Annotated in this window: 25 protein-coding genes, 1 pseudogene and 2 other annotated features; of the genes and pseudogenes, 6 read left to right on the top strand and 20 right to left on the bottom strand. The window is 37.1% G+C overall.

All coding sequences use genetic code 11. The features are described 5' to 3' along the window. Positions 1-3: 3 nt before the first annotated feature. The gene (gene pflA, locus SFC47_RS22385; protein ID WP_411256766.1) at positions 4-744 is read left to right on the top strand and encodes a pyruvate formate-lyase-activating protein; all 741 of its coding nucleotides are present in this window, start codon (positions 4-6) and stop codon (positions 742-744) included. A 450-nt stretch (positions 745-1,194) separates the two neighbouring features. Next, positions 1,195-1,976 (top strand): annotated as a pseudogene (yidC, locus tag SFC47_RS22380) (membrane protein insertase YidC). A 50-nt stretch (positions 1,977-2,026) separates the two neighbouring features. Here the strand turns inward: yidC and SFC47_RS22375 are convergent. Together SFC47_RS22375 and SFC47_RS22370 are read right to left on the bottom strand one after the other, a co-directional pair. Beyond that, positions 2,027-2,614 (bottom strand): GNAT family N-acetyltransferase, encoded by a 588-nt coding sequence (locus SFC47_RS22375; protein ID WP_411256765.1) that lies wholly within the window; start codon positions 2,612-2,614, stop codon positions 2,027-2,029. A 49-nt stretch (positions 2,615-2,663) separates the two neighbouring features. Next, a complete protein-coding gene (locus SFC47_RS22370; protein WP_411256837.1) occupies positions 2,664-2,870 on the bottom strand; it encodes a DUF6501 family protein in 207 nt (68 codons plus the stop codon). Between the two features lie 218 nt (positions 2,871-3,088). On the opposite strand from SFC47_RS22370, the gene sda reads away from it, so the two are divergent. After that, positions 3,089-3,214 carry a sporulation histidine kinase inhibitor Sda gene (sda, locus tag SFC47_RS22365; protein ID WP_411256763.1) on the top strand — a complete coding sequence of 42 codons (126 nt, stop codon included), beginning with the start codon at positions 3,089-3,091 and terminating at the stop codon, positions 3,212-3,214. A 95-nt stretch (positions 3,215-3,309) separates the two neighbouring features. On the opposite strand, the gene mnmH is transcribed toward sda, so the two are convergent. The 9 genes from mnmH to trpE form a co-directional block, all read right to left on the bottom strand. Beyond that, complete coding sequence (gene mnmH, locus SFC47_RS22360; RefSeq protein ID WP_411256762.1) at positions 3,310-4,392, bottom strand: tRNA 2-selenouridine(34) synthase MnmH; 1,083 nt, start codon at positions 4,390-4,392, stop codon at positions 3,310-3,312. Positions 4,393-4,608: 216 nt separating this feature from the next. Continuing rightward, complete coding sequence (locus tag SFC47_RS22355; protein ID WP_411256761.1) at positions 4,609-4,998, bottom strand: hypothetical protein; 390 nt, start codon at positions 4,996-4,998, stop codon at positions 4,609-4,611. A 125-nt stretch (positions 4,999-5,123) separates the two neighbouring features. Further along, a complete protein-coding gene (trpA, locus tag SFC47_RS22350; RefSeq protein WP_411256760.1) occupies positions 5,124-5,909 on the bottom strand; it encodes a tryptophan synthase subunit alpha in 786 nt (261 codons plus the stop codon). Continuing rightward, entirely contained in the window at positions 5,909-7,111 is a 1,203-nt protein-coding gene (trpB, locus tag SFC47_RS22345) for a tryptophan synthase subunit beta (RefSeq protein WP_411256759.1), read from the bottom strand. Before trpB ends, trpA begins: the two co-directional genes overlap by 1 nt. Continuing rightward, positions 7,086-7,733, bottom strand: a complete 648-nt coding sequence (locus SFC47_RS22340) for a phosphoribosylanthranilate isomerase (protein WP_411256758.1) — start codon at positions 7,731-7,733, stop codon at positions 7,086-7,088. Before SFC47_RS22340 ends, trpB begins: the two co-directional genes overlap by 26 nt. Then, a complete protein-coding gene (gene trpC, locus SFC47_RS22335; protein ID WP_411256757.1) occupies positions 7,730-8,518 on the bottom strand; it encodes an indole-3-glycerol phosphate synthase TrpC in 789 nt (262 codons plus the stop codon). Before trpC ends, SFC47_RS22340 begins: the two co-directional genes overlap by 4 nt. Next, entirely contained in the window at positions 8,519-9,544 is a 1,026-nt protein-coding gene (gene trpD / locus SFC47_RS22330; RefSeq protein WP_411256756.1) for an anthranilate phosphoribosyltransferase, read from the bottom strand. After that, the gene (locus SFC47_RS22325) at positions 9,516-10,127 is read right to left on the bottom strand and encodes an anthranilate synthase component II (protein ID WP_411256755.1); all 612 of its coding nucleotides are present in this window, start codon (positions 10,125-10,127) and stop codon (positions 9,516-9,518) included. The genes trpD and SFC47_RS22325 overlap by 29 nt, the downstream gene beginning before the upstream one ends. Then, positions 10,124-11,506, bottom strand: coding sequence for an anthranilate synthase component I (gene trpE / locus SFC47_RS22320; protein WP_411256754.1), 1,383 nt, complete (start codon positions 11,504-11,506; stop codon positions 10,124-10,126). Before trpE ends, SFC47_RS22325 begins: the two co-directional genes overlap by 4 nt. Before the next feature lie 70 nt (positions 11,507-11,576). Beyond that, positions 11,577-11,831: a binding site (T-box leader), on the bottom strand. A gap of 33 nt (positions 11,832-11,864) precedes the next feature. After that, positions 11,865-12,118: a binding site (T-box leader), on the bottom strand. A 177-nt stretch (positions 12,119-12,295) separates the two neighbouring features. On the opposite strand from trpE, the gene bcbE reads away from it, so the two are divergent. Continuing rightward, positions 12,296-13,573 carry a bacillibactin exporter BcbE gene (gene bcbE / locus SFC47_RS22315; protein WP_411256753.1) on the top strand — a complete coding sequence of 426 codons (1,278 nt, stop codon included), beginning with the start codon at positions 12,296-12,298 and terminating at the stop codon, positions 13,571-13,573. Positions 13,574-13,609: 36 nt separating this feature from the next. On the opposite strand, the gene SFC47_RS22310 is transcribed toward bcbE, so the two are convergent. From SFC47_RS22310 to SFC47_RS22300, 3 genes are all read right to left on the bottom strand, one after another. Beyond that, positions 13,610-13,735: a hypothetical protein gene (locus tag SFC47_RS22310; RefSeq protein ID WP_411256752.1), complete on the bottom strand. Its 126-nt coding sequence runs from the start codon at positions 13,733-13,735 to the stop codon at positions 13,610-13,612. A 79-nt stretch (positions 13,736-13,814) separates the two neighbouring features. After that, the gene (locus tag SFC47_RS22305; RefSeq protein WP_411256751.1) at positions 13,815-14,714 is read right to left on the bottom strand and encodes a 4Fe-4S dicluster domain-containing protein; all 900 of its coding nucleotides are present in this window, start codon (positions 14,712-14,714) and stop codon (positions 13,815-13,817) included. A gap of 29 nt (positions 14,715-14,743) precedes the next feature. Continuing rightward, the gene (locus SFC47_RS22300; RefSeq protein WP_486348381.1) at positions 14,744-15,325 is read right to left on the bottom strand and encodes a DMSO/selenate family reductase complex B subunit; all 582 of its coding nucleotides are present in this window, start codon (positions 15,323-15,325) and stop codon (positions 14,744-14,746) included. A 274-nt stretch (positions 15,326-15,599) separates the two neighbouring features. Here SFC47_RS22300 and SFC47_RS22295 point away from each other — a divergent pair, with 274 nt between their 5' ends. Next, positions 15,600-15,893, top strand: a complete 294-nt coding sequence (locus tag SFC47_RS22295; RefSeq protein WP_411256749.1) for a DUF6509 family protein — start codon at positions 15,600-15,602, stop codon at positions 15,891-15,893. Positions 15,894-15,931: 38 nt separating this feature from the next. Here the strand turns inward: SFC47_RS22295 and SFC47_RS22290 are convergent, their stop codons facing one another. From SFC47_RS22290 to ku, 4 genes are all read right to left on the bottom strand, one after another. Further along, positions 15,932-16,135 carry a cold-inducible protein YdjO-related protein gene (locus SFC47_RS22290; protein WP_411256836.1) on the bottom strand — a complete coding sequence of 68 codons (204 nt, stop codon included), beginning with the start codon at positions 16,133-16,135 and terminating at the stop codon, positions 15,932-15,934. 94 nt (positions 16,136-16,229) lie between these two features. Continuing rightward, complete coding sequence (locus SFC47_RS22285) at positions 16,230-16,430, bottom strand: cold-shock protein (protein WP_307194848.1); 201 nt, start codon at positions 16,428-16,430, stop codon at positions 16,230-16,232. Between the two features lie 238 nt (positions 16,431-16,668). Continuing rightward, on the bottom strand, positions 16,669-17,634 hold the full coding sequence (locus tag SFC47_RS22280; RefSeq protein ID WP_411256748.1) for a nucleoside hydrolase: 966 nt from the start codon (positions 17,632-17,634) through the stop codon (positions 16,669-16,671). A gap of 136 nt (positions 17,635-17,770) precedes the next feature. After that, entirely contained in the window at positions 17,771-18,697 is a 927-nt protein-coding gene (gene ku / locus SFC47_RS22275) for a non-homologous end joining protein Ku (protein ID WP_411256747.1), read from the bottom strand. A 131-nt stretch (positions 18,698-18,828) separates the two neighbouring features. Between ku and SFC47_RS22270 the strand changes: the two genes are divergently transcribed. Continuing rightward, positions 18,829-20,661: a DNA ligase D gene (locus SFC47_RS22270; protein WP_411256746.1), complete on the top strand. Its 1,833-nt coding sequence runs from the start codon at positions 18,829-18,831 to the stop codon at positions 20,659-20,661. A gap of 426 nt (positions 20,662-21,087) precedes the next feature. On the opposite strand, the gene dapF is transcribed toward SFC47_RS22270, so the two are convergent. Both dapF and SFC47_RS22260 read right to left on the bottom strand, forming a co-directional pair. Continuing rightward, positions 21,088-22,068, bottom strand: a complete 981-nt coding sequence (gene dapF / locus SFC47_RS22265; RefSeq protein ID WP_411256745.1) for a diaminopimelate epimerase — start codon at positions 22,066-22,068, stop codon at positions 21,088-21,090. A 63-nt stretch (positions 22,069-22,131) separates the two neighbouring features. Further along, positions 22,132-22,917 carry a hypothetical protein gene (locus SFC47_RS22260; RefSeq protein WP_411256744.1) on the bottom strand — a complete coding sequence of 262 codons (786 nt, stop codon included), beginning with the start codon at positions 22,915-22,917 and terminating at the stop codon, positions 22,132-22,134. Positions 22,918-23,006: the final 89 nt, after the last annotated feature.

The following is a 23,006-nucleotide window of genomic DNA, read 5'->3' as shown; positions in this document are numbered from 1 at the left end:
ATCATGATCGGAAATATTCATTCTATAGAAACATTAGGAACAGTAGACGGGCCAGGGATACGATATGTAGTATTTACACAAGGCTGTCTATTGCGCTGTCAATTTTGCCATAACGCTGATACATGGGAAATCGGCAGCGGCAAACAGATGACCGTTTCCGAAATCATGGATGATCTCATGTCCTACCTCCCTTTCATTCAATCTTCCGGCGGGGGCATTACAGTCAGCGGTGGTGAACCATTGCTGCAAGTACCGTTTCTTATTGAATTATTTAAGGAATGTAAGAAAAAAGGGATTCATACGACTATTGATTCTTCAGGAGGCTGTTTCTCACACTCTAAATTATTTATAGAACAACTTGAAGAGTTATTAAAGTACACGGACTTGATTTTACTCGATTTAAAACATATAAATCGCAAAAAACATATTCAATTAACCGGTATGGCAAATGATCATATTCTTGAATTTGCTAAATTTTTATCTGACCGTAAAGTACCTGTCTGGGTTCGCCACGTTCTCGTCCCTACAGTATCGGATGATCCAGAAGATCTTCAAAAGCTTGGAGAATTTATCGGTATATTAGAAAATGTACAAAAAATAGAAATCCTTCCTTATCATAAGCTCGGTGTTTATAAATGGGAAGCTCTTGGACTTGAATATCCATTAAATCATGTCGAACCGCCATCTGAAGAAAAAGTGGATTTCGCCTATAAAATGATCACAGCACACTGGAAAAAACAGTAACAAAACAAAAAGTAGTATGCTGCTCTAAAGTGGAGCAGCATTTTTCGATTATTCGTTTAAATTGATTCTTTACCCTTTCTAGGGTTATACTCAATTCAAACAGCAGTAAAAAGCGAGGTGATAATTTTTGTACCAATTGCTCATTGATTTTACAGATACTAATGCATTGGAAGCACTTTATTTAAGTCTATACTTCGGTGTCATGATCAAATTACTTTGGGCATGGAATGTGGAATTTTGTTTTATGGGAACCATAAGCGAAACTGCACATACAGAAATTAATTACCCATTTTTTTTTTATAACAAGAAATGCTTCCTAAATATAAATATCATTCTAATCCGTATTATTAAATATATTCGTAGAAAAGAAAGTTCCCGAGATGATAAAGAAGACCCTATTTCCTCCTCCCAGCTTCAAAGAATAACAATCTAAATATTCTAGGAGGAAATATGAGAAATAAAACTTCATTATCAATATTATTATTAACGTTAACCACAATCTTACTTTCAGCATGTTCTCGTGCCGACGGAAAAGGGGATGGATTTTTCCATACGTATTTTGTTGAACCATTTATCGTATCCATCCATTTTATTGCTGAGTTTTTCAATGGTAACTATGGGTTATCTATTATTCTTGTTACCCTAATCATCAGACTTGCCTTAATGCCCTTTATGTTAAAGCAATACAAAAATCAGATGGACATGAAAGAGAAGATGGATGTCCTTAAGCCAGAAATGGAAGTTATCCAACAAAAGTTAAAAGAAGAAACTGACCCTAAAAAGAAACAAGAGTTACAGCAGGAAATGATGGGTCTTTATCAAAAGCATGGTGTAAATCCTTTAAATATGGGCTGTTTGCCGATACTCATACAAATGCCGATCCTGACAGGCTTTTATTATGCAATTCGTGGTTCTGAAGAGATTGCAACTCATAAATTCCTATGGTTTAGTCTCGGTCATCCTGATATTTCATTACCCTGATTGCAGGTGTAATTTATTATTTACAATTTAAAGTGTCGCAATCTACTATGCCTGCCGCCCAGCAGCAGCAAATGAAATTCATGGGTCTCTTGTCTCCTATTATGATTGTTATGTTCTCATTCAGTTCTCCTGCGGCACTCCCTCTTTATTGGGCAGTGGGCGGTATGTTCTTAATTCTGCAAACATGGTTAAGCAGAAAAGTTTACCAAAAAGCTAAAAAAACAGAATTACAAGCAAGTACAAATCAATAGATACGTAAAAAGAAGCATTGGATTCCAATGCTTCTTTTCTTATGGAATTGTTAAACACTTAATTTTGCTTCTAAATGTTTTTTTACAATTGCCCATTCATCGTTGAGGATACTGAAAAATACCGTATCACGAACATATCCACTTGATATTTTTCGATCTTTCCTTAGTGTTCCTTCTTTTATAGCTCCAATTCTCTGGATTGCCTTTTGAGAACGGAGGTTACGAGAATCCGTTTTAAGCTGAACACGTCTAAAGTTCCAGCTTTCAAAAGCGTGTTGAAGGAGCAGGTACTTACATTCCGTGTTTATTCTTGTTCTCCAAGAACTTGGGTGATACCAAGTCGATCCAATTTCAAGACTTTTGTTTTCAGGTGAGATATCGAGGAATCGTGTACTGCCAATAATTTGGCCTTCTTGATTAACAACCGTAAAGGTGTATTCGCTGCCCTTTTCTCTCTTCTGGATAGCTGAAACTATCATCTGCTCCATTTCAGCTTTACTTCTTACGGTAGTAGCCATATATGTCCAGATCTCGTCCGGTTTAGCAGCTTCCCACAGTCCGTCGATATGGTCGATGTTGATGGGCAGTAATTTAACGGTTTCACCTTTTAACTCAAAAAGCTCATTCCACAACTTCATTCTCTATTCCCCCATAGATTAATTAAAAAAAGACTGCAGGCTTGGCCTATCAGTCTACATTTTGAAAATATTCTTTATAAAATCCGCCAACTTTACCGGTATTGTCAATAATGTAATAAAACTCTTCCGTTTCATTTTTAACATCATAGATCTTTCCGGCCGTTAATGCATGATTAACAATATATTTTTTTGCATCCGTATGTACACATTTTACTTGTTTAACTGTTTCACGATTACGCCAGGTTAAATGAATCATTCTAAGCACCGTTCCTTTCTGTTCATCACTATTCCTTAGTATAATCATTTGGAACCATGTAGTGCAACTATATTTCATTCATGTCTTATGAAATATTATTATGTTTTTAATATGACAAATTTGTGAATTGGGTTCTCAAATGATAATAAAACGATTACAATATTAAAAACTGAATATTCAATCCATTTTCCAAGGGAGGCATTCTAAAGTTGAAAATTATGAGTAACGAACAATTGGTTGTTTCGTATCGGGATGCGGTTAAGTCTGGGAAAGAAAAAGAATGGATAAAGATTTTAAAGGATGAAATAAAACGACGTGGATTAAGGCCATTTAAAAATCGATAGTTTATGCCAGGCTGAATGAAGAACCGCCGAATACTTTCGGCGGTTTTATATGTATAAAAATAAAAGGCCGGATCAGCCAGCCTAAAATTTTGACATTATAAGATATGACCTTCAATAACTTCTTTCTTTTTTACAAAAAGCTTATCAATCTCTTCCATTACCTTTATACTGGCTTGGTTAGCATCGTCAGCATAAATATCAATAAACTTTCCATCGTATTCAAGTGTGGCATGATCATAACGTGGATCATAATAATGTTCTAGTAAAATACCAATCATCGTTTGATGATCTTTATGTTCTAAAGATTGAATCAGTGTCATTCTAATATCATGGTCTTTTATTCTTTTTAGAATTTTTTCAATTCCAATTGAAATTTGCTCATGATACCAAGGCTCATTGTGATAAGGTAATACATATTCATTTACAAGCTGAATAACCCTTTGCTCTAAAGAAGTATGGATATAGATATTAATCCCCTTCATTTTCTTCTCCATTAACTCATCTGGTTGAACGGCCTTCCCAATCCGTTTGCTTTCTGCTTCCATAACAAAATAAGAGGAACCTTGCAGCTCTTTTAATTCTTTGTATAAAAGGGAATCAAAAGTCTTTTGATTATTTCCCTCTCCAAGCCCAATTGTGCCAAAGATAGACCCTCGATGGGCAGCCATTTCTTCAAGATCAAGTACTGGATATCCAAGAGACTTCATCTTCTTCAAAACTTCTGTTTTTCCCACTCCAGTAAGTCCATGTAATACTACTGCTTTTTCTGGAAACATCGTCGGAATTTGCTTAAGAATATATTGTCTATAAGCCTTATAGCCGCCAGTTAAACGCATTGCATGAATACCTGCAAAGTCTAAGAAAGTTACGACCGCTTTACTTCTCATTCCCCCGCGCCAACAATGGATAATTAACTCTTCCCCATTCTGCATGGCTGTTTTAATTCGCTTTAGAAGCGATGGGATTTTAGGTGAAACCAATTCCATTGCTCTCCATTTAGCTGCAGCTTGTCCTTCGTGTTTATAAATGGTCCCAATTTCTTCACGCTCATCGTTCGTAAATAAAGGAATATTGATTGCTTCTGGAATTGAACCATCCTTAAACTCAATCGGTGCACGAATATCAATGATGATGGGATTCTTGATCGTTTGTAATTCCTCGACAGTTATTTCCTTCATTTTATATTAACGCCTCTTTCTTTCTACTTCATTATTATAAAATATGCTAAAACAAACAAAACTTCCAAGATTGGAAGTTTGAAATCAAAATAAAGGGACATCCCTAATAAATGGTTAAATGACAAAGAAGTTCAGTAAAAGTATAGACTTATTATATAAGAGATATACTGAGGTATCAAGAAGACATTACTGCCAATTGTGCAGGGGGGAGTAAGTTTACCTGAAGGGTATGCCAGTTAATTTTTCAATCGAATCACAAAATCGTTTCCAATCTGGCGGGAAACATTCAATTCCTTCACTCTCATAAACCTTTTGTTTTGTACTCACCCTTATACTCCAATACTTCCCATCTAGAATAATTCCTTTTTCTTTTCGATAAGATGTTTCCCATTCCAAGATGTTAAGTGAATAAATTTCTCGTTTAAATTCCTCCATGTCCCCAAATCTTTTATTCCCTAGATTGGTAAATGGAAGGATATAGTCTTTGTTTCTCCATTCAAAGACAGTAAAAGTATTCCTCAAAAAATCAACGTGAACTTTATAGGAGATTCCTGAATAACCATCAATACCTGCGATTAATGAGCTGATTGTCTCCTTCACCCTCATACATCCTCATCCTAACGTACCAAACTTATTCTTCTAACCAAAATTATAGTAAATAATCTATAGCGATGCTGTAACAAATGGCACTAGACCAAAAAAATCCACTCATAATGAGTAGATTTTTTCTCCTATCTGATGTTTTTTGCAGGTTTAAGAACTGACATAAAGTTTTCTAACCCGTTTAAATCATCCTTATATAATAAATCTACAATCTTACTTCCGACAATCACTCCATCACAATGGGCTGTTAATTCATGGATTTGTTTTTCATTTGAAATTCCAAATCCAGCGACTACCGGAATAGGACTAATTTCTTTTACATTCTTTAAAAATTCTATCACTTCTTGATCAAATTCGTTTCTCGTTCCCGTTATTCCTTTTACGGTAACACTATATAAAAATCCATTGCCGCGATTAGATATTTCTTTGATTCGTTCCTTTGGTGATGTTAACGTTACAAGTCGGATTAATTCAATTCCGAAATCTTCTAATTCACCTGTAATAAGGTCCTCTTCTTCAATCGGAAGATCTGGAATGATACAGCCGTCAACACCGGCATTCGCAATATCTTGTGCAAATGTTGAAATCCCATATGAATAGATAGGATTTAAGTACGTCATAAGGACGATAGGAATGGACACTACATCCCTTGCCTTTCTAAGTTCTTTAATAATTCCCTTTAGTGTGGTTCCATTTTGGAGTGCCCTTATGCCTGCTTGCTGGATGGTCGGACCGTCTGCAACAGGATCAGAAAAAGGTACGCCAATTTCAATGAGTGTAGCACCGAATTTTTCTAAAGTAATAAGTCGATCTGTCAAGTTGTTCAGTCCACCATCACCAGCCATAATATAGGGGATAAAAGCCTTCCGATTCTGATCTTTTAACGACTTGAATGATTGTTCAATTCTATTCATTATAACCTCTCCCTTTCTAACCTTTCTTTAACAGCTGTTACGTCCTTATCCCCGCGGCCGGACAAGCAAACAACGATATTCTCTGTTTCCTTCATTTCAGCAGCAAGTTTAACACTAAAGGCGATGGCATGAGCACTTTCAAGTGCAGGGATGATTCCTTCCAGCTTTGAGAGAAGCTGAAATGCATCCAGTGCTTCTTTGTCTGTAATTGAACGATATTCTGCTCTGCCACTGTCTTTTAAGTAACTATGTTCAGGTCCAACTCCTGGATAATCCAGCCCAGCTGAAACAGAATGCGCTTCAATAATTTGTCCTTCCTCATCTTGCAGTAAATACATTAATGCACCATGCAGGACTCCTGGTTTTCCTTTTGTCAGTGATGCAGCATGGTAAGCTGTATCAATCCCTTGTCCCGCTGCTTCAACTCCAAATAGACTAACTTCTTTATCCTCAATAAACGGATGGAACATTCCAGCAGCATTACTTCCCCCGCCGATGCATGCAACCACTGCTTCTGGAAGCTTTCCTTGCAGTACTAAAAACTGCTGCTTCGTTTCCTTGCCAATAACACTTTGAAAATCTCTAACCATAACTGGAAATGGATGCGGCCCCATTACTGAACCTAAAAGATAGTGGGTGTCATCTACATGCTCAACCCAGTAGCGTAAAGCTTCATTTACTGCGTCTTTTAAGGTAGCGCTGCCAGAGGTAACACTAACAACCTTAGCTCCAAGCAGCTCCATGCGAAAAACATTCAACGCCTGTCTTTTGATGTCTTCTTCTCCCATAAAAATAATACATTCTAGATTTAATAAGGCGCATACAGTTGCCGTCGCCACCCCATGCTGACCTGCACCCGTTTCAGCAACAATTTTTCTTTTACCCATTCTGATAGCTAAAAGTGCCTGACCGATTGCATTGTTAATCTTATGGGCACCCGTATGATTCAGATCCTCCCGTTTAAGATAGATTTGTGCACCGCCAGCATATTTTGTAAGATTTTTTGCAAAGTAAAGCGGAGTTTCTCTCCCAACATATTCCGATAAATATCCATCTATTTCTGCTTGAAAGGCTGGGTCCTCCTTTGCAATTTTATAAGCTTCATCCAGCTCAAGAACCGCTTTCATCAATGTTTCTGGTACAAATCTTCCGCCATAAATTCCAAATTGCCCTTTATCATTCGGCAGTGTATATGAATTCATCTTTTATTCCTCCTGTATGGCTCCTCTTTGCCTTAATTATGAATGTTTGAATTTTGTCTAAATCCTTTTTTCCGTCACTTTCAACACCGCTGCTGACATCGACCATATATGGATGAATCAGCTTAATTGCTTCTTCCACATTTTCTGCATGTAACCCGCCCGCAAGAATCACTTTTTTATCTTGAAAATCCTTTGAAGAGACAATGTTCCAATCAAAGGAAAGGCCATTTCCACCTCTGTATTTCCCTTTAGGGCCGTCAATCAAAACATATTCACATTTGAAATCCTTACCAGAATGAATGCTCTGTTTATCATGAATACTTATCGCTTTTATAACCGGGTATGAAAGCGAATCACTAATGGCTTGCGTTTCATCGCCATGTAACTGTACATGAGTAAGACCCACGCTTGATGCAATTTCCTCTATCCTATCTATTGACTCATTCACAAAAACACCAACCTTTAATACCTCTTTTGGTAAATGGCCAATAATCTCCTTTGCCTTAATTTCAGTAATTCTGCGCTTGCTTTTTGCAAAAACAAAGCCTAGTGCATCAGCGCCATAGTCAACAGCTGCCATTGCAGTAGTAAGGTCTGTAATGCCACAAATTTTCACCTTCATATTTTAATCCCGCCAATTAATGGTAATCTGAAGTCTTGAAAGGATTTAGCTAAATCCGGACTCTTCATTAATGCTTCACCAACCAAAATTCCATTCGCACCAGCATTTCTAACTCTCTCCACATCTTCCTTGTGGTGGATTCCACTTTCACTAATTAGAAAGGCTCCAGCATCTTTTATTGGTTTTGCCAAAGTCTCTGTAACTTCAAGTGAGACGTTAAAAGTCTTTAGGTCACGATTATTAACGCCAATAAGTTGTGCGCCAATTTTCAGTGCTTTTTCCAATTCATCTTGATTATGAACCTCGACTAACACCTCTAGATTCAAATTCATTGCATACTGATACAAGTGTGCCAGCTTGTTCTCGTCTAGTGCTGCAACAATTAACAGGATAATATCCGCACCATACGCTCTTGCCTGGTCAATTTGAATTGAATCAATAATAAAATCCTTACAAAGGATGGGTAAATCAACTGCCTCCCTAACAGCCCTTAAATCAGAAAATGAGCCTTTAAAGAATGTTGAATCCGTTAGTACTGAAACAGCAGATGCCCCTGCCTTTTCATATTTACTTGCTTGATTTTCAGGTTCCACTCCATTGTTAATCATTCCTTTAGACGGAGAAGCCCTTTTAAATTCGGAGATGACCGATATTTCAACACTATTCTGCAATTTTTGGATAAAGGATCTCTTTGGCCTCGCTTCTACTTCTATTAAATCTCCATCACGCAGGTTTAGTACCTCTTTTTGTTTTTCCTTAATAATACGATCTAATATGGTTTCCACTTATATCGCCTCTCTTTGAGCTTTAGCTGTCAATTCAATTATTTTCTGTAATTTTTCGTATGCTGCTCCAGAATCAATAACATCTCTAGCGATATTGATTCCCTCAACAATATTGGCAGCTTTTCCACTTGTATATATTCCTAACCCTGCATTTAATAGAACTGTATCTCGAGGTGCTCCTCTTTCCCCTGTTAGGACCTTCTTGAGAATAACTGCATTTTCCTTTGCATCTCCGCCCCTGATTGCGCTGTTATCATATTGCGGAAGCCCTGCTTCCTCCGGTACAAAAGTTTGAGTAGTAATAACACCGTCCTCTAATAAAGTAAGATAGTTCTCACCCTGCAGCGACGCCTCATCCATAGACCCTGCACCATTGATGACTACTGCACGTTTACGGCCTAGGTTTTGCAGAACTTCTGCAAACACCGGTAATAAATCTTTCCGATAAACACCAAGTACTTGATAGTCCAAGTCAATAGGATTGGTAAGGGGTCCGATAAAATTGAAAACAGTTGGAATTCTCAGTTGTCTTCGTACAGTCATGATCTTTTTTAATTTAGGATGTACATGCGGTGCAAATAAGAAGGCAATCCCAATTTCATCGAGAATCTCTTCTGTTCGTTCCACTGGTAAATTTAAATTCACCCCTAAATACTCAAGTACGTCGGCACTTCCAGTTTTGCTTGAAATGCTTCGGTTTCCATGTTTTGCAACAGGGATACCTGCACCTGCAATTACAAAGGCTGAAGTGGTACTTATATTAAAACTAGAAGAACCATCCCCTCCGGTACCACAATTATCAATTACATTTGGAAATTTCTTTCGGAAAGGAAGTGTGTTCTCCTTAAGACCTTTGACAATACCGGTAATTTCTTCCACTGTTTCACCTTTTGACTTCAAACCCATTAAAAAGGCTGCAATTTCACTTTCAGAAACTTCTTCACCTAATAGCAGGTCCATAGCCTCCTTCATTTGTGGTTCTGTAAAGGATCCACCTTCAGCTAATTGGAGTAGAAAATTCTTCATTTTTCATCTTCCCTTCTATCTGAGTTAAAAAGTTTTTGAGCAATTGCTTTCCAGATGGTGTTCCAATTGATTCAGGATGAAACTGCAGCCCGAATACTGGGTAATATCGATGTCTTATCGCCATTACTTCTTGGTCATCCATAGATTGTGCAACACATTCTAAATCTGAAGACAGAGTATCTTTATCGACCACCAAAGAATGATAACGCATTACCTCTAATGGTGATGGTAAATAGGAAAAAATCCCGAAGCCATTATGTGTGATTTGTGATGTTTTTCCGTGTTTGATGAAGGATGCTCTTTTAATTTCACTGCCAAAGGCAGCCCCGATTGCCTGATGTCCTAAACAAATCCCTAGGATAGGAAATTCTTGATATAATTTTTGAATGACCTCAATACATATTCCTGCTTCTTCCGGCTTTCCAGGACCTGGGGACAGGATGATAGCTTTCGGATTCATTTCCCTTATTTGCTCTATAGTCAGTTGATTATTTCTAATAACAGAAACGGTTTCTCCTAATTCTCCTAAGTATTGATAAAGATTGAATGTAAAGGAGTCGAAATTATCAATAAGTAATATCATTGTTCTCCCTCCAAAAAGGCTTTTAATTTATTTATCGTTTCCTCGTATTCTGACTCTGGATCTGAGTCATGTACAATTCCTGCTCCCGCCTGTATATAAGCTGTTCCATCCTTTAATATCATCGTACGAATAGCTAAGGCAAAATCAATATTACCGTTGGCGGATAAATAGCCAATTGCACCGGAATAAAGTCCTCGTTTGGATTTCTCTAATTGATTAATAATCTCCATTGCTCTAATCTTCGGTGCTCCGGAAACTGTCCCTGCAGGCAGGCAGGAAGCTAGTGCATCAAGATTGCTATGGTCTTTTGTTAATGTTCCGCTGACTTCTGAAACAAGATGGATGACATGACGGAACTTTTCAACCTGCATATACTTATCGACCGTTACAGATCCAAATTCACAAACCCTGCCTAAATCATTTCTTCCGAGGTCAACGAGCATCTTATGCTCCGCCAATTCCTTTTCATCACTCTTCAATTCTTTTTCAATCCGCTCATCGTCCTCCGTTGTTTTTCCTCTTCTTTTTGTACCTGCAATTGGATTGGCATACACCTGTCGACCTCTAGTCTTAATAAGGCTTTCTGGAGAAGAACCAATTACCGTATAATCGTCGAAATCAAGATAAAACATATATGGTGTAGGGTTATTTGCACGATGTTTACGATATAGTGATAACGGCGAGCCTTGGAAAGTTGACTTCATTCGTCTAGAGAGAACTACCTGAAAAATATCACCTGCTTTTATATGTTCTTTAGCAATTTCAACATTCTCAATAAACTCTTCTTTTGAGGTTTCCGACTGAAAGCCAGTAAATTGAAATGGTTTGTCATCCTGAAAAAGGGCAGGCTGTTTAAGCTCCTCCAGTCTCTGTTCTATTCTTTTTTCAAGTAAATCTTTATCATAATCATCCGTAAGCGATATTCCACAAATGGTAATTTTCTCTTCTAAATGATCAAAAACAATTACTTCTTCATAAAACATTAAATGAACATCCGGCATTTGCAGGCCATTAGGATACTCCTCGCCAATCACTTCATATTGACGGATGATATCATAACCAACATATCCCATTGCCCCGCCTATAAACGGAAAAGGGTTATCTTCTACCTTGGGCAGCAAGTTCTTAATCAATTCAAGAGGATTTCCTTGTAAAACTTTTCTTTTGCCATCTCGATAATGTATTTCATTCTTGTCACCTGTGGAAATGAGTTCAAAAGCAGGATCAGATCCAATGAATGAGTACCGCCCTGAGTCATTGTATTTATGTGAACTTTCTAATAAGAATTTTTTGTCTCCGCTAATTTTCTGCAGTATAGAGATAGGAGTGAATGTATCTCCTTTTAATTCCTTTAGAAAAAAGGTATTTTTCGTTTTCATTTGCTTTACATCCCTTCTTAAGAAAATAAAAAAAATCGTCCTCTATATGCATAATTAAAAAATTATGCATATAGAGGACGATTCTAAGTCGTGGTGCCACCTCCTTTTGAAGCTGGTACTTAAACAGCTTCCTCTTTCGAGTACAGTACCTCTTAAGGTCCGATACCCTATCCTTTTAACGGCGGAACTCCGTGCTGCCCTACTTTAGGTTCAAGCAGCCTCTCACAAGTCCATTCCACAAATCCATTCTTACCGGGCTCGCACCATCCCCGGCTCTCTGAAAAAAGAATGAAATAAGTGTACTACTCTTGTTCAACGATTTTATTTATTATAAAAAAACAAAAAGGGCCCCCCATCCAAAAAGGACGGGAAACCCGTGGTGCCACCTTCATTAGCCAAAAATCAGCTCACTTTACCGATATCGAAGCGTTTAACTGCTTTAATATCTGCCTCTTGTAACGATGAGGATTTCGCCAAAGCCTACTGACCCTATAGGAGGTTCGGTTTGGAGGCTCCGAAGTCCATTCACTTAAACGTCTACACTGATTTGCACCACCCATCAGCTCTCTTAAAGAATCCGTAAAAGTTACTACTCTTCATCAATGCCCTTCGTATTGATTTTTATAATAAACTAAATGTAATGCTCATGTCAACATCAATTATTAGAAAATTCAATTTTAAAATAACCATTTTTATTCCATTTAAAGGATAGCTATTTAATAGTTATTTTGAAATGAAGATGTCAATATTAACAATAGCACATCATTATGAAGGCGGGATAGAAGAAAAATGGATCATATTGAACAATTATGCCCAAGTTCTAAGGCTGTGAAAAATAAATCCTCCTCAGCCGGAAAAAAGAAAAAATCGGGTGAAGTATCAAAACAAAAATGGGCAATACTCTCCCTTTCATCCATTCCGTTAGTAATGACATTAGGGAATTCTATGTTAATACCCGTACTGCCCTCAATGGAAAAAAAATTATCGATATCTTCGTTTCAAACAAGTATGGTTATTACCGTTTATTCGATTGTAGCCATTTTCTTAATACCCGTCGCTGGCTACCTATCTGACCATATAGGCAGAAAAAAGGTGATCATACCTAGTCTCATCATAGCTGGAATTGGAGGTTTACTATCCGGGTGGGCAGCTTGGAAATTGGACAATGCCTATTGGTTAATTTTAGTAGGCCGGGCCCTTCAAGGGGTAGGAGCAGCAGGCGCTGCCCCAATTGTTCTGCCTTTAGTGGGTGACATGTTCAAAAATGACGATGATGTCAGCAGCTGTTTAGGGTTAATTGAAACAGCCAATACGTTTGGGAAGGTTCTCAGCCCAATTTTAGGGGCTGTTTTAGCAGGATTTATCTGGTTTTTACCATTCTTTTCATTCCCAGTGTTTTGCACAATCTCTGTTATTATGGTTATGCTTTTAGTGAAATGCCCAGAGCCGGCTAAACCGGTTCCATTTAAACAATTCTTTACAAATATAAAGAAAACCTTCACTGAAAAAGGCAAGTGGTTATACGCAATCTTTTTCATTGGCGGAATCCTGATGTTAGTGCTTTTTGGGATATTATTTTACCTATCTGAAATCTTTGAAACAAAGTATGGGATCAAAGATGTTAAAAAAGGTCTATTTTTAGCTTTACCGCTTGGAGCACTTTGTTTATCTTCCTTTATTGCAGGTAAGACAATCAAAAAGAATAAAGTTCTGATGAAATGGCTGACCTTTGGAGGAATAATTGCAGCAGCTTTATCTATATTAGCTCTCTGGTTTTCGATAAAGCTCTGGTTTATGATAAGTATGTTTTTAATTGCCGGGGTTGGGATTGGGATTGGTCTCCCTTGTTTGGATGCCTTAATTACGGAAGGTATTGAGAAGGAAGAGCGAGGTACAATCTCCTCCATCTACAGTTCAATGAGATTTATCGGAGTAGCAGCCGGCCCTCCGATTATTGCTTTGTTAATGAAACTAGCTACTTACTGGATTTTCATAACTCTTAGCGGACTCAGCATCCTCGCGGCATTAGTAGCTTTAATCGCGATAAAACCACACGCAAAAAGTTAAAATAAAGCGCTGGGGCTCCCCAGCGCTTTGATTATTTTATGTGTGAGGCTTTTCTTTTTTAGCCTTTTTGTTATTTGAAGTCAATTCGCTGGCAAACTCAGAGCTGGTTAAACTTTTTGCTGTTTGAAGACCAGATTTTGTCTTAATGTTCCGTTTTGTCACATTCTCACCACCCACAATAAGATGGCTTTAATTTGTCCAAATGGAGCAAAATATATGATACCTGATAGCAGGTTTCAATCTAATAAGGACTTAACCAATCAGAGTCTCGATTGATGCATATATGACATTTTTCAATTGTTTCTTTAAATGTGTAAAAGGTATGACCACAATCCTTGCAAGATTTATGAGTGATATTTTTTTTGTTTTTACTTTTTCTTTTAATGTCAGGTACAATCTCTATCGCATTTTCCGGGCAAACATCCGTACAAGACGTACAATCTACACATTTTTCATGGTCAATCAAAAGCTGTGTGCCTTCAATATGAAATAGGTTTTCAGGACAGAGTGAAAAGCAAACCTGACATAGAGTACATTTGTCTTCGCTTATTTTAACAGAGTAAAATTGATAGTCCGGATAATACTTAGTTAATTTCCAATCATCTTTCTCCATCTTCCATGCAGCAGGAGCCATGTTTTTTGCGAGCTGTTTTCCCTCTTTTTGAAGTGAACTAAATAAAGCTCTTCTTGATAGCATTTCACCCAAGACTTTTTCGGTAACAATAATAGGACTTTCACCAAGCAATTCTAATATATTATTTGACTTCGTTAACGCAGTTTCCCATTCTTTATTTAGTGGCTTTTGTGTTTGGATCGATGATAATCCTCTTATTTTATAAATGAGCAATTCTTTAATAGTTGGCACATATTCCGTATTATAAACCAGGCTACCGTTATCAAATGTACGATTATTTACTAAACCTTCTATTGCAGATAACGGGCAGACAATTACACACTCACCACACAATGTACAATTATTTGAATCGATTATCAGTTGATTTCCCTTTACACTTAAGGCTTCATGCTCACATATTTCAAGGCAATATTCGCAAGTCGACTTTCGGTTTCGCTTTCTGACACAACTAGAAGATACAATGATTTCTTCATGCAGGCTCTCCAGCCATTTTATGAGAACTGACATCTTTCCACCTACTCATTTGACTCAAGTCCTTATACAAGCGCAGCGTCACGATGAGGCGTAATGACAATGTTTGGTTTAGTAATATTCGGACTTGGCATGCCTTTGATTTGTTTAATGTTTCCGTATTTTTTCCGTAATTCCTCTATAGGTCCAAATTCAATTGCGCCTAGCGGACATGTTGAGACACAAACAGGGTCTTCTCCTTTTTCTTGAAGATCAATACAGAAATTACATTTGTTTGATTTGAAGGTTTCTTTGTTATACTGCGGTCCGCCATACGGGCAGGCACTGACACAAACTTGCGCCCCTGCACAAATTTCTTGGTCAATCGTTACAACTCCATCTTGCTCCCGTTTTACGATCGCACCTGTGGGACAGTTTTTAAGGCAGGCCGGCTGTTCACAATGATTACAAGCAATCGAGAAATAATACGACTTAATATTATGTACAATCCCGCCATTAGGCTGCTGTATATACGAACCTTCTTCTTTAGTATAAACCCTGCGGAAATTAATCCCTGTTTCAGTATTATTCTTATCTTTACAAGCCACACTGCAAGCTTTACAGCCTTGACAAATACTTTGGTTAATATAGAACCCTATTTGACCCAAAATAGTCACTCCCTATACTATTTTTCACTTTATCAGTTTAGTTGTGAAATTCTTCACAAATAATAAAGCAAGTTTTCACGCCTTTTCTCTATGACTCCTTATAGTTCAATTTTACTTTATTGTTATTAAATAAATATTAAATTTAACATCGTTCACATTTAATTCATAAAAGTCATCCATATTTTGATAACAATTTATTGTCGAAAAACCTCTTTTATTTCTAGTTTGACTCGAAATATGTATATAATAAAAAAGAAAATATAATTGGCAAAGGATGATTCCATTGAATATTACTGGTCATACAGTTGAGAAAATTATAGATCCATTTGGTTTATTAAGCGGTGACCGCTATGAATTTTTTCTTGAACTTGATATAGACGAAGAGGATGAACTCTTTTCAGATAAAGGAATTGGAGTAAGAGTACTTTTTGTAGTAGATGACAATGGACCAAAAATCTCTAACTATCATCTATATGAAAGAGGAACGGAAAAGGTTTTAGACTTTGAGCTAGAAGAAGATGAAGAACTATTAGTATTTAATTATTGTAAAGAGAATATTGTTTCATAAGAAAAAGCAGAGGAATACTCCCCCTGCTTTTCTTATGTTTACATAAAGTTTTTACTATGATTATGAATGACTTGCAGTTCTTTTGTCGTTAGACTCATTTCACTTTTGCATATTGGACAGAGGGGCACTTCAGTGCTCTTAAAATTGTCACGTATCCAGCATTTACAATTCTCTGAATTACATTTCCAAATTTTAGTTTCTTCAAGCTTTACTTCTTCATCATTTCTTCTACCAAACGCCAAAATGATCACCCCTTGTACTTTTTGCAAACCAAAAACCTTTTTATAAAGATAAAAAGGTGATGCCTTATCATTGCACCACCTTTTTATTTTTCATTTAAGCCTTAACTACGTTTGCAGCTTGTGGTCCACGAGCACCTTCGACGATTTCGAAAGAAACTGCTTGACCTTCTTCTAAAGTTTTAAAGCCTTCTGTTTGGATAGCAGAGAAATGTACGAATACATCTTGACCTCCATCTGCTTCAATGAATCCAAAACCTTTTTCTGCATTAAACCATTTTACTTTACCGTTGTTCATGAATAGTACCCCCAAAGATTTGTTCACTTTAAGTTTATAACCATTTAAAAAATCAAAAAGCCGCAATGCACTCTCCGGGCAATAGACATCACCCACATTTCGTGCAGTTACGACTACTTTAAACCAATAAATATTTACACGAACTTAAAAGCGTACCTTAATCATATCCTTAATTGCTCTAAAAGTCAATTAATTTTATAGTATAGCATACTAACAAGCTACTATAAATAAATAATAATTAATTATTTTTTCCAAAATCTCCTTTTAAAAAGGTATCCATTAAATTTATCATAAACTTTTGAATATCAGCTTCCATACCAATATAATCCAAGGTTTGAGGCGGTTCTTTATCTGGTTTTGGGCGAAAGTCAGCAATACTTTTTCCTTTTGCATTTCCAAATTCCTCCACCCTTACCCTTCTCGGAATATACCTGACAATCTCAGGGTTTGTTAACGCCATCAATGGAACTACATCATGTAACGGAGCTCCTTTAATACCTGGTACATTTTTTTGATAGGCCTTGAAGTAAAAATCAAAAGCAGGTTTAAGTAACGGTCTAAAGGATGTAGGGCTGTTTTTATCAAGAATATCAATTACCTCCGGTGTAATAATAGCCTTATTGGTAATGTTTAATGGATATATATGGACGTTATGTGCTTTCTCTAATACTATTCTTGCTGCAATAGGATCCGAGAAAAAGTTTGCTTCTGCTTCAGCTGTAATATTACCAGGAACTAAAAAGGCACCGCCCATAATATAAAAAGCATTCACATCCTTTAATGCACCATTTCCATATAAGATAAACATGAGTGCTAACTCCGTCAATCTTCCAACATTGACAATGAACAGGTTGCCTTTATATTGATTAATGATTTCAAGAATTTTGTTAAAATCATAAACCTTTGTATATTTAAAAGTATCGGGCGGTTTAATTGGACCGAGTCCCTCTGGACCATGTATTTCAGGATAAAATTGTACAGGTTCTCCAGACAATGGACCTGCTGCTCCAGCAATAATGGGTATATCTTCTCTTTTAGCTAAATGTAGTAAATAGGCGGTATTTTCTAACGATTGCTCTTTCGGTGTGTTTCCATATCCACTGACAATCCCGACAATATTTATATCAGGATTTAATAATGCATACATGATGGCAAAAGAGTCATCAATTCCAGGATCTGCAAACAAAAGCACATTATAAGCCATTGCCTCTCCCCCGTACATCTCCAAATTTTTATTCTTCCATAAGAATATGCCAGTAATTGGATTCAAAGTACTATCCTCTATAATACTAATTACTCAAAAAAGAACCGACTCGAATTCATCGAATCGGTTTTTAATCTTATGCTTCCTTTTTTACTTTTGGTGCTGCTTTTTTCCTCGGTGCCGCAGGCTTTTTGGCTATTGTCTCCTTCTTTGCTGGTGTTTCTTTCTTCACAGCTGTTTCCTTTAATGCAGGTTCTTTTCTTGCAGTACTTGCAGTCCCTGCACTTCTTGGCTTGGTTCTATCAATGGATGCCTGCAGAGCGGCCATTAAATCGGTCACATTTGAAGGTGTTTCTTTTGCTGTAGGTGTTACCGTTTCCTGACCAGAACGTTTTGCTTCGATTAATTCCAGCAATGCTGTTCGATATTCGTCTGTATATTTTTCAGGCTCAAATTCTGAAGTTAATTGGTCTATTAGCATAATTGCTGTATCTAATTCTTTATCTGTTACTTTATCGTCAGCGGGAACATTGGGAACATCAGATGCACGCCTGACCTCATCAGGAAAATGAATGGTTTCCATTACTAGTGTATTATCATATACACGAATAACGGCCATTTGTTCTTTGGAACGAATAATGATTTTTGCAATTCCCACTTTTTGTGATTCTTGAAGAGCTTTTCGCAGTAATGAGTAGGCTTTACCTCCACCTTCATTCGGTGACATATAATAACTTCGGTCAAAATATATTGGGTCTATTTCTTCCATCTTAACGAAATCAATTATTTCTACGGCCTTCTCCTCATTTTCCTTTCGGAGCTTTTCAAGGTCCTCATGGTCAAGCACGACAAATTTTCCTTTTGTATATTCGTATGCTTTAACGATGTCCTCTGGCTTTACTTCTTCTTCACATACAGTGCATATTTTCTCATATTTAATCGGAGCATGGCATTTGTTATGCAGGGTCCGAAGTTTAATGTCTTTATCTTCAGTAGCCGTATGAAGCTTAATAGGTATATTCACCAGCCCAAAACTAATGCTGCCTTTCCACATCGTATGCATTCGCGTCATTCTCCAATCTTTTTGTTATTAGGTTTGCTTTACTATGCCCACACCATTCCTAAAAACAATTGGAAAAGGATGAATCCATATCGTTTGTAACAAAATAAAGAAAAAGAAAGGAAATCACACCAATGAAACCGATGCTGCCAACACTAACCTTTGACCTAAGCATTCAACCTGATTGGCTGTACGAGGTTAAGTATGATGGGTTTCGTGCTATTTTGAATTGGGATAAAAGCGGAATCACCTTAACTAGCAGAAATGATAAGCCTTTAATGTCACAGTTCCCAGAAATAAAAGAATTCCTTGAATCTCATTCTAAAATTTTTCAACCTTTCCTTCCCCTTCGTCTTGATGGTGAGCTAGTTTTTCTAGAAAGTCCTTATAAGGCAAATTTTTCGACGATACAGGTTCGCGGCAGATTAAAAGCAGCTAAAAAAATAGCCGAACAAGCAGCTAAATCGCCTTGTCGCTTAATGGTCTTCGATATCCTTGTATTAGCAGGAAAAGCTATGCATTCGAAGCCGTTTGAAAAACGGAAGCATGAGCTGTATAACTTATTCAATCAACTTAATCTACCCATAGAAGCAGATCCATATAGTGATCGATTAATTCAGCTTGTAGAGGCACGTACTGATTTTAATCAGTTATGGGAAAACGTTGTATTACAGGATGGGGAAGGAATTATTGCTAAACATAAAAACAGTCTATGGGAAGAGGGAAAAAGGTCGTTACAGTGGTTAAAGTACAAGAATTGGAAATACGTCTCCTGTTTTATTACAGCTTTCGAAAAGGCAAATGGGTACTTTTATGTTGGCGTCTATAGAGAGGGACAACTTCATGGGATAGGCCAAGTTTTATTTGGTTTTAAACCGGATGAGAAGTCAGCACTTCAAAGTACAATCAAACAGAATATGGTTCAGGAAGACAGTCAGTTTATCTATGTTGACCCGGCTATTTGTCTGGAGGTAAAGTATCTGGAACTTTATGATAACCAGCTCCGCGAGCCTCATTTTCATGAATTCCGGTTTGATTTAAAGCCAAATGAATGTACATATGAACAATTTATTTTTAAACAAAAAAACTTACCAGAAGATCTGGATATCACTCATCCAGATAAGCCTTTATGGAAGAATCATGATATACAAAAGGCGGACTTTATTCTGTACCTGCGAGAAATTTCTCCTTATATGCTGCCTTTTTTAAAGGATAGGATTTTGACCGTTATTCGTTATCCTCATGGAATGTTTGGTGAGCCATTTTATCAAAAGAATTGTCCAGATTATGCACCAGATTTTGTACAGACACATCAGGACGAGGGAATTGACTATATTGTTTGTAACAATGTAAAAACATTAATTTGGCTGGGTAATCAATTAGCGATTGAATACCATATCCCCTTTCAGACCATTCATAGTAAAGGAGCCAGTGAAATTGTCTTTGACTTAGATCCTCCTTCAAAGGAAGAATTTCACTTGGCAGTAAAAGCAGCGTTGCTTATTAAAGAGATCCTAGATCAATTAAACCTAATTGGATTTGTAAAGACATCGGGAAATAAAGGATTGCAAATATATTTACCACTTCCTGAGGATGTATTTTCCTTTGAAGATACACGTCTTTTCACGAGTTTCGTTGCTGAATATTTGATTTCAAAGGACCCTGATTCATTTACCACCGAACGTATGAAAAAAAATCGCGGAAACCGGCTTTACGTTGATTACGTCCAGCATAGTGAAGGGAAAACAATTGTAGCCCCCTATTCGATGCGAGGAAATGAACATGCCGGGGTTGCAACACCGCTTTATTGGGAAGAAGTGACAGACAAACTGAATCCTGTCCACTTTACAATGGAAACTGCTTTGAATCGTATACGAAAACAAGGCGACCCGTTTAAAAATTACTTTCAGACAAAATCGATCCAGGCTTTTGAGCCTGTATTAGAGGTATTAAAAGCTAAGAAATAATACATTATAGTGACCGTTTCGTAGTTTTGAATTACGCTTCGGTCACTATGCCTCTTTTTTAGTTACCGTTCTCTTGCTTCGAATCTGGTTTCGGTCACTATAGACCTCTTATAGGTACCCTTCTCTTGGTTGGAAAACGGTTTCGGTCACTATGAGCCTGTTATAGTTACCGTGTTCTTGGTTCGAAACCGGTTTCGGTCACTATGAGCCTCTTATAGTTACTCTACTCTTGCTTCGAATCTGGTTTCGGTCACTATAGACCTCTTTTAGTTACCGTTCTCTTGTAATTATTCTTATTTCGGTATCTATAATTTTCTCCATAAATCAGCATTGACCTAATTCATTCTCTACGTACTCTTCGGCCACTCTTGGCTGTATGCACAGACCAAAAAGGTCACATAAAATTTCTATGTGACCTTAACTATTTTATAATCCAGCATTCCTCAAATACGCTTGTGCTTCGCCCTGAAGTTTCTCGTAGGTTTCCTGTTCAGCAAAATCTTCCTTCGACTTAACTTTAAACGTTTTCAGCCCCAAATCCACCTCTGCCCTTGCCTGGAATAAGTAAGTTGCATTTCCGATTAAATCAATAAAGTAATCCTCATCGTTTTCGTGAACAACACATTGCACTTTACCGCCATTATTATAGACATGGATAACTTCTTCTACTTTATTTAACCCTTGTAGACAGGTGACTAATGACGATGCTGACATTGCCGTCCCGCAGGCATTTGTAAAGCCCACTCCGCGTTCAAAAGTATTTACATAAATGTTCCCTTCATCCAAAGATTTAACAAAGCTGACATTTACTCCATCAGGGAATAATTCATTTGGATTATTCACATATTCGCTAATCTGCTTCTGAATATCAGATTGTAAATGCGCACTTTCCACAATCGATATTAAATGCGGATTCGGCACCGCCAGCGCTGAAAATGTTAACTCCTGTGACAGTTGTGGAATTTTTTGATTTATTAAGTTGGGTTCATTAAGATTTAACGGCAAATCCCCTAGACGGAATGAAACAGGTGAAATCTCTACTTGATATGTAGTCACAGCAGGATAGATCTCTGGTTGTTTACTAACCTTTAAATCCGCCTTCATGGTTTCAATAACCGCTTCACTTAACCCTTTCATTTCACAAATATACCTAGCTACCAGCCGAAGGCCATTTCCACACATTGATGCCTCTGATCCATCACTGTTAAAGACCCTCATTCTTCCGTCAGCATGCTCACTGTTCATAATAAAAAGAATACCATCTGCCCCTAAATCCGAAGTTCGATTACATAACAAACTAGCAAGTTCTGCTCTTTCTGCTTCTGAGAAGGAATAGGGATTGTTTATTTCATCTATTAGAAGAAAATCATTTCCTGAACCATGCCCTTTAATTAACTCAATTAACACGACAAAAACCTCCGCAATTTTGATACCTAATTCTATCAAATATTAAGTAAGATTAACACTGTCTTACCTCTCAATAAAGTATTCATTTACCAAAAATGACATCCTTAATAGCTTGTCCTTTTCCGATAAGTTTTCTGAAAGTGACAAAACGGGCGTATTAGGTTCCGGAAAACGATCACTCCATTCAAAAGGCATCCACCCCCGTCGCAGTCGCCCAACCTGCTCCCTTGATGGATTATAAACACATTCATCCATATAATATGCTGCTCCTTCTACTGTGCCAATAAAACGACCATTCTCATCCATCATTTCTTTCTTACTCTTGAACCAAGATAACTTTTCTTTTTCATAGCAGCCTACAAACTTCATATTTTGATCATAAACCTCAATGACTAATGTCTTTAATTGCTTTATTTTATAAAACCCAACAGCCTGTTCATGTTGATTATATAACGCATATAGAATTGGTTTTCTGAATGGAAAGTGTCCCTTTTGCCTATATTTCTTAATCATACCTGCTTGATGTCCATTAGGAAAATAGAGATGCACGCAGGGCTGCTGGTGATTCATGAATACAACAACAAGATTCTTGGTTTGAAATATATGCTGATAATCGTTTAGGTTTTGAGTCATTTTTCTCTCAATGGAAATAGATTGTTTTATTCTAAAAAGATAGAGTTGAAAATTAATAAAACTATAGACAACAAAAGGTATCGTTAATAACATAATCTCATTGTCCTGAAAATAATAAAGGTTTCCAAGACTTATTAAAATTGCTGGAACAAGCGCTGCTATGCTCCCATTTAAGGTAATATTGGCACTGCCGCGGTAAAATTCATAAATTTTCATCCTGAAAACTCCTTATCTGTCCCTGTTATATTTAGTCTATTAAACTGGGGCAAAAAAAATGATAGGAGTTTTTACGTTAATTTAGTAGA

Source organism: Neobacillus niacini (assembly GCF_046591715.1).
In the GTDB taxonomy this organism is placed as follows: Bacteria; Bacillota; Bacilli; order Bacillales; family Cytobacillaceae; genus Neobacillus; species Neobacillus niacini_L.
The sequence above is the reverse complement of the archived record's forward strand: the minus strand, read 5'-3'. Positions and strand labels throughout refer to the sequence as shown.

Excerpts from the sequence above, each read along its gene's own strand:
- pflA (WP_411256766.1), top strand. The coding sequence starts at position 4 with ATGATCGGAAATATTCATTCTATAGAAACATTAGGAACAGTAGACGGG.
- SFC47_RS22375 (WP_411256765.1), bottom strand. The coding sequence starts at position 2,614 with ATGAAGTTGTGGAATGAGCTTTTTGAGTTAAAAGGTGAAACCGTTAAA.
- SFC47_RS22370 (WP_411256837.1), bottom strand. The coding sequence starts at position 2,870 with ATGATTCATTTAACCTGGCGTAATCGTGAAACAGTTAAACAAGTAAAA.
- sda (WP_411256763.1), top strand. The coding sequence starts at position 3,089 with ATGAGTAACGAACAATTGGTTGTTTCGTATCGGGATGCGGTTAAGTCT.
- mnmH (WP_411256762.1), bottom strand. The coding sequence starts at position 4,392 with ATGAAGGAAATAACTGTCGAGGAATTACAAACGATCAAGAATCCCATC.
- SFC47_RS22355 (WP_411256761.1), bottom strand. The coding sequence starts at position 4,998 with ATGAGGGTGAAGGAGACAATCAGCTCATTAATCGCAGGTATTGATGGT.
- trpA (WP_411256760.1), bottom strand. The coding sequence starts at position 5,909 with ATGAATAGAATTGAACAATCATTCAAGTCGTTAAAAGATCAGAATCGG.
- trpB (WP_411256759.1), bottom strand. The coding sequence starts at position 7,111 with ATGAATTCATATACACTGCCGAATGATAAAGGGCAATTTGGAATTTAT.
- SFC47_RS22340 (WP_411256758.1), bottom strand. The coding sequence starts at position 7,733 with ATGAAGGTGAAAATTTGTGGCATTACAGACCTTACTACTGCAATGGCA.
- trpD (WP_411256756.1), bottom strand. The coding sequence starts at position 9,544 with ATGAAGAATTTTCTACTCCAATTAGCTGAAGGTGGATCCTTTACAGAA.
- SFC47_RS22325 (WP_411256755.1), bottom strand. The coding sequence starts at position 10,127 with ATGATATTACTTATTGATAATTTCGACTCCTTTACATTCAATCTTTAT.
- trpE (WP_411256754.1), bottom strand. The coding sequence starts at position 11,506 with ATGAAAACGAAAAATACCTTTTTTCTAAAGGAATTAAAAGGAGATACA.
- bcbE (WP_411256753.1), top strand. The coding sequence starts at position 12,296 with ATGGATCATATTGAACAATTATGCCCAAGTTCTAAGGCTGTGAAAAAT.
- SFC47_RS22305 (WP_411256751.1), bottom strand. The coding sequence starts at position 14,714 with ATGTCAGTTCTCATAAAATGGCTGGAGAGCCTGCATGAAGAAATCATT.
- SFC47_RS22295 (WP_411256749.1), top strand. The coding sequence starts at position 15,600 with ATGATTCCATTGAATATTACTGGTCATACAGTTGAGAAAATTATAGAT.
- SFC47_RS22285 (WP_307194848.1), bottom strand. The coding sequence starts at position 16,430 with ATGAACAACGGTAAAGTAAAATGGTTTAATGCAGAAAAAGGTTTTGGA.
- SFC47_RS22280 (WP_411256748.1), bottom strand. The coding sequence starts at position 17,634 with ATGGCTTATAATGTGCTTTTGTTTGCAGATCCTGGAATTGATGACTCT.
- ku (WP_411256747.1), bottom strand. The coding sequence starts at position 18,697 with ATGCATACGATGTGGAAAGGCAGCATTAGTTTTGGGCTGGTGAATATA.
- SFC47_RS22270 (WP_411256746.1), top strand. The coding sequence starts at position 18,829 with ATGAAACCGATGCTGCCAACACTAACCTTTGACCTAAGCATTCAACCT.
- SFC47_RS22260 (WP_411256744.1), bottom strand. The coding sequence starts at position 22,917 with ATGAAAATTTATGAATTTTACCGCGGCAGTGCCAATATTACCTTAAAT.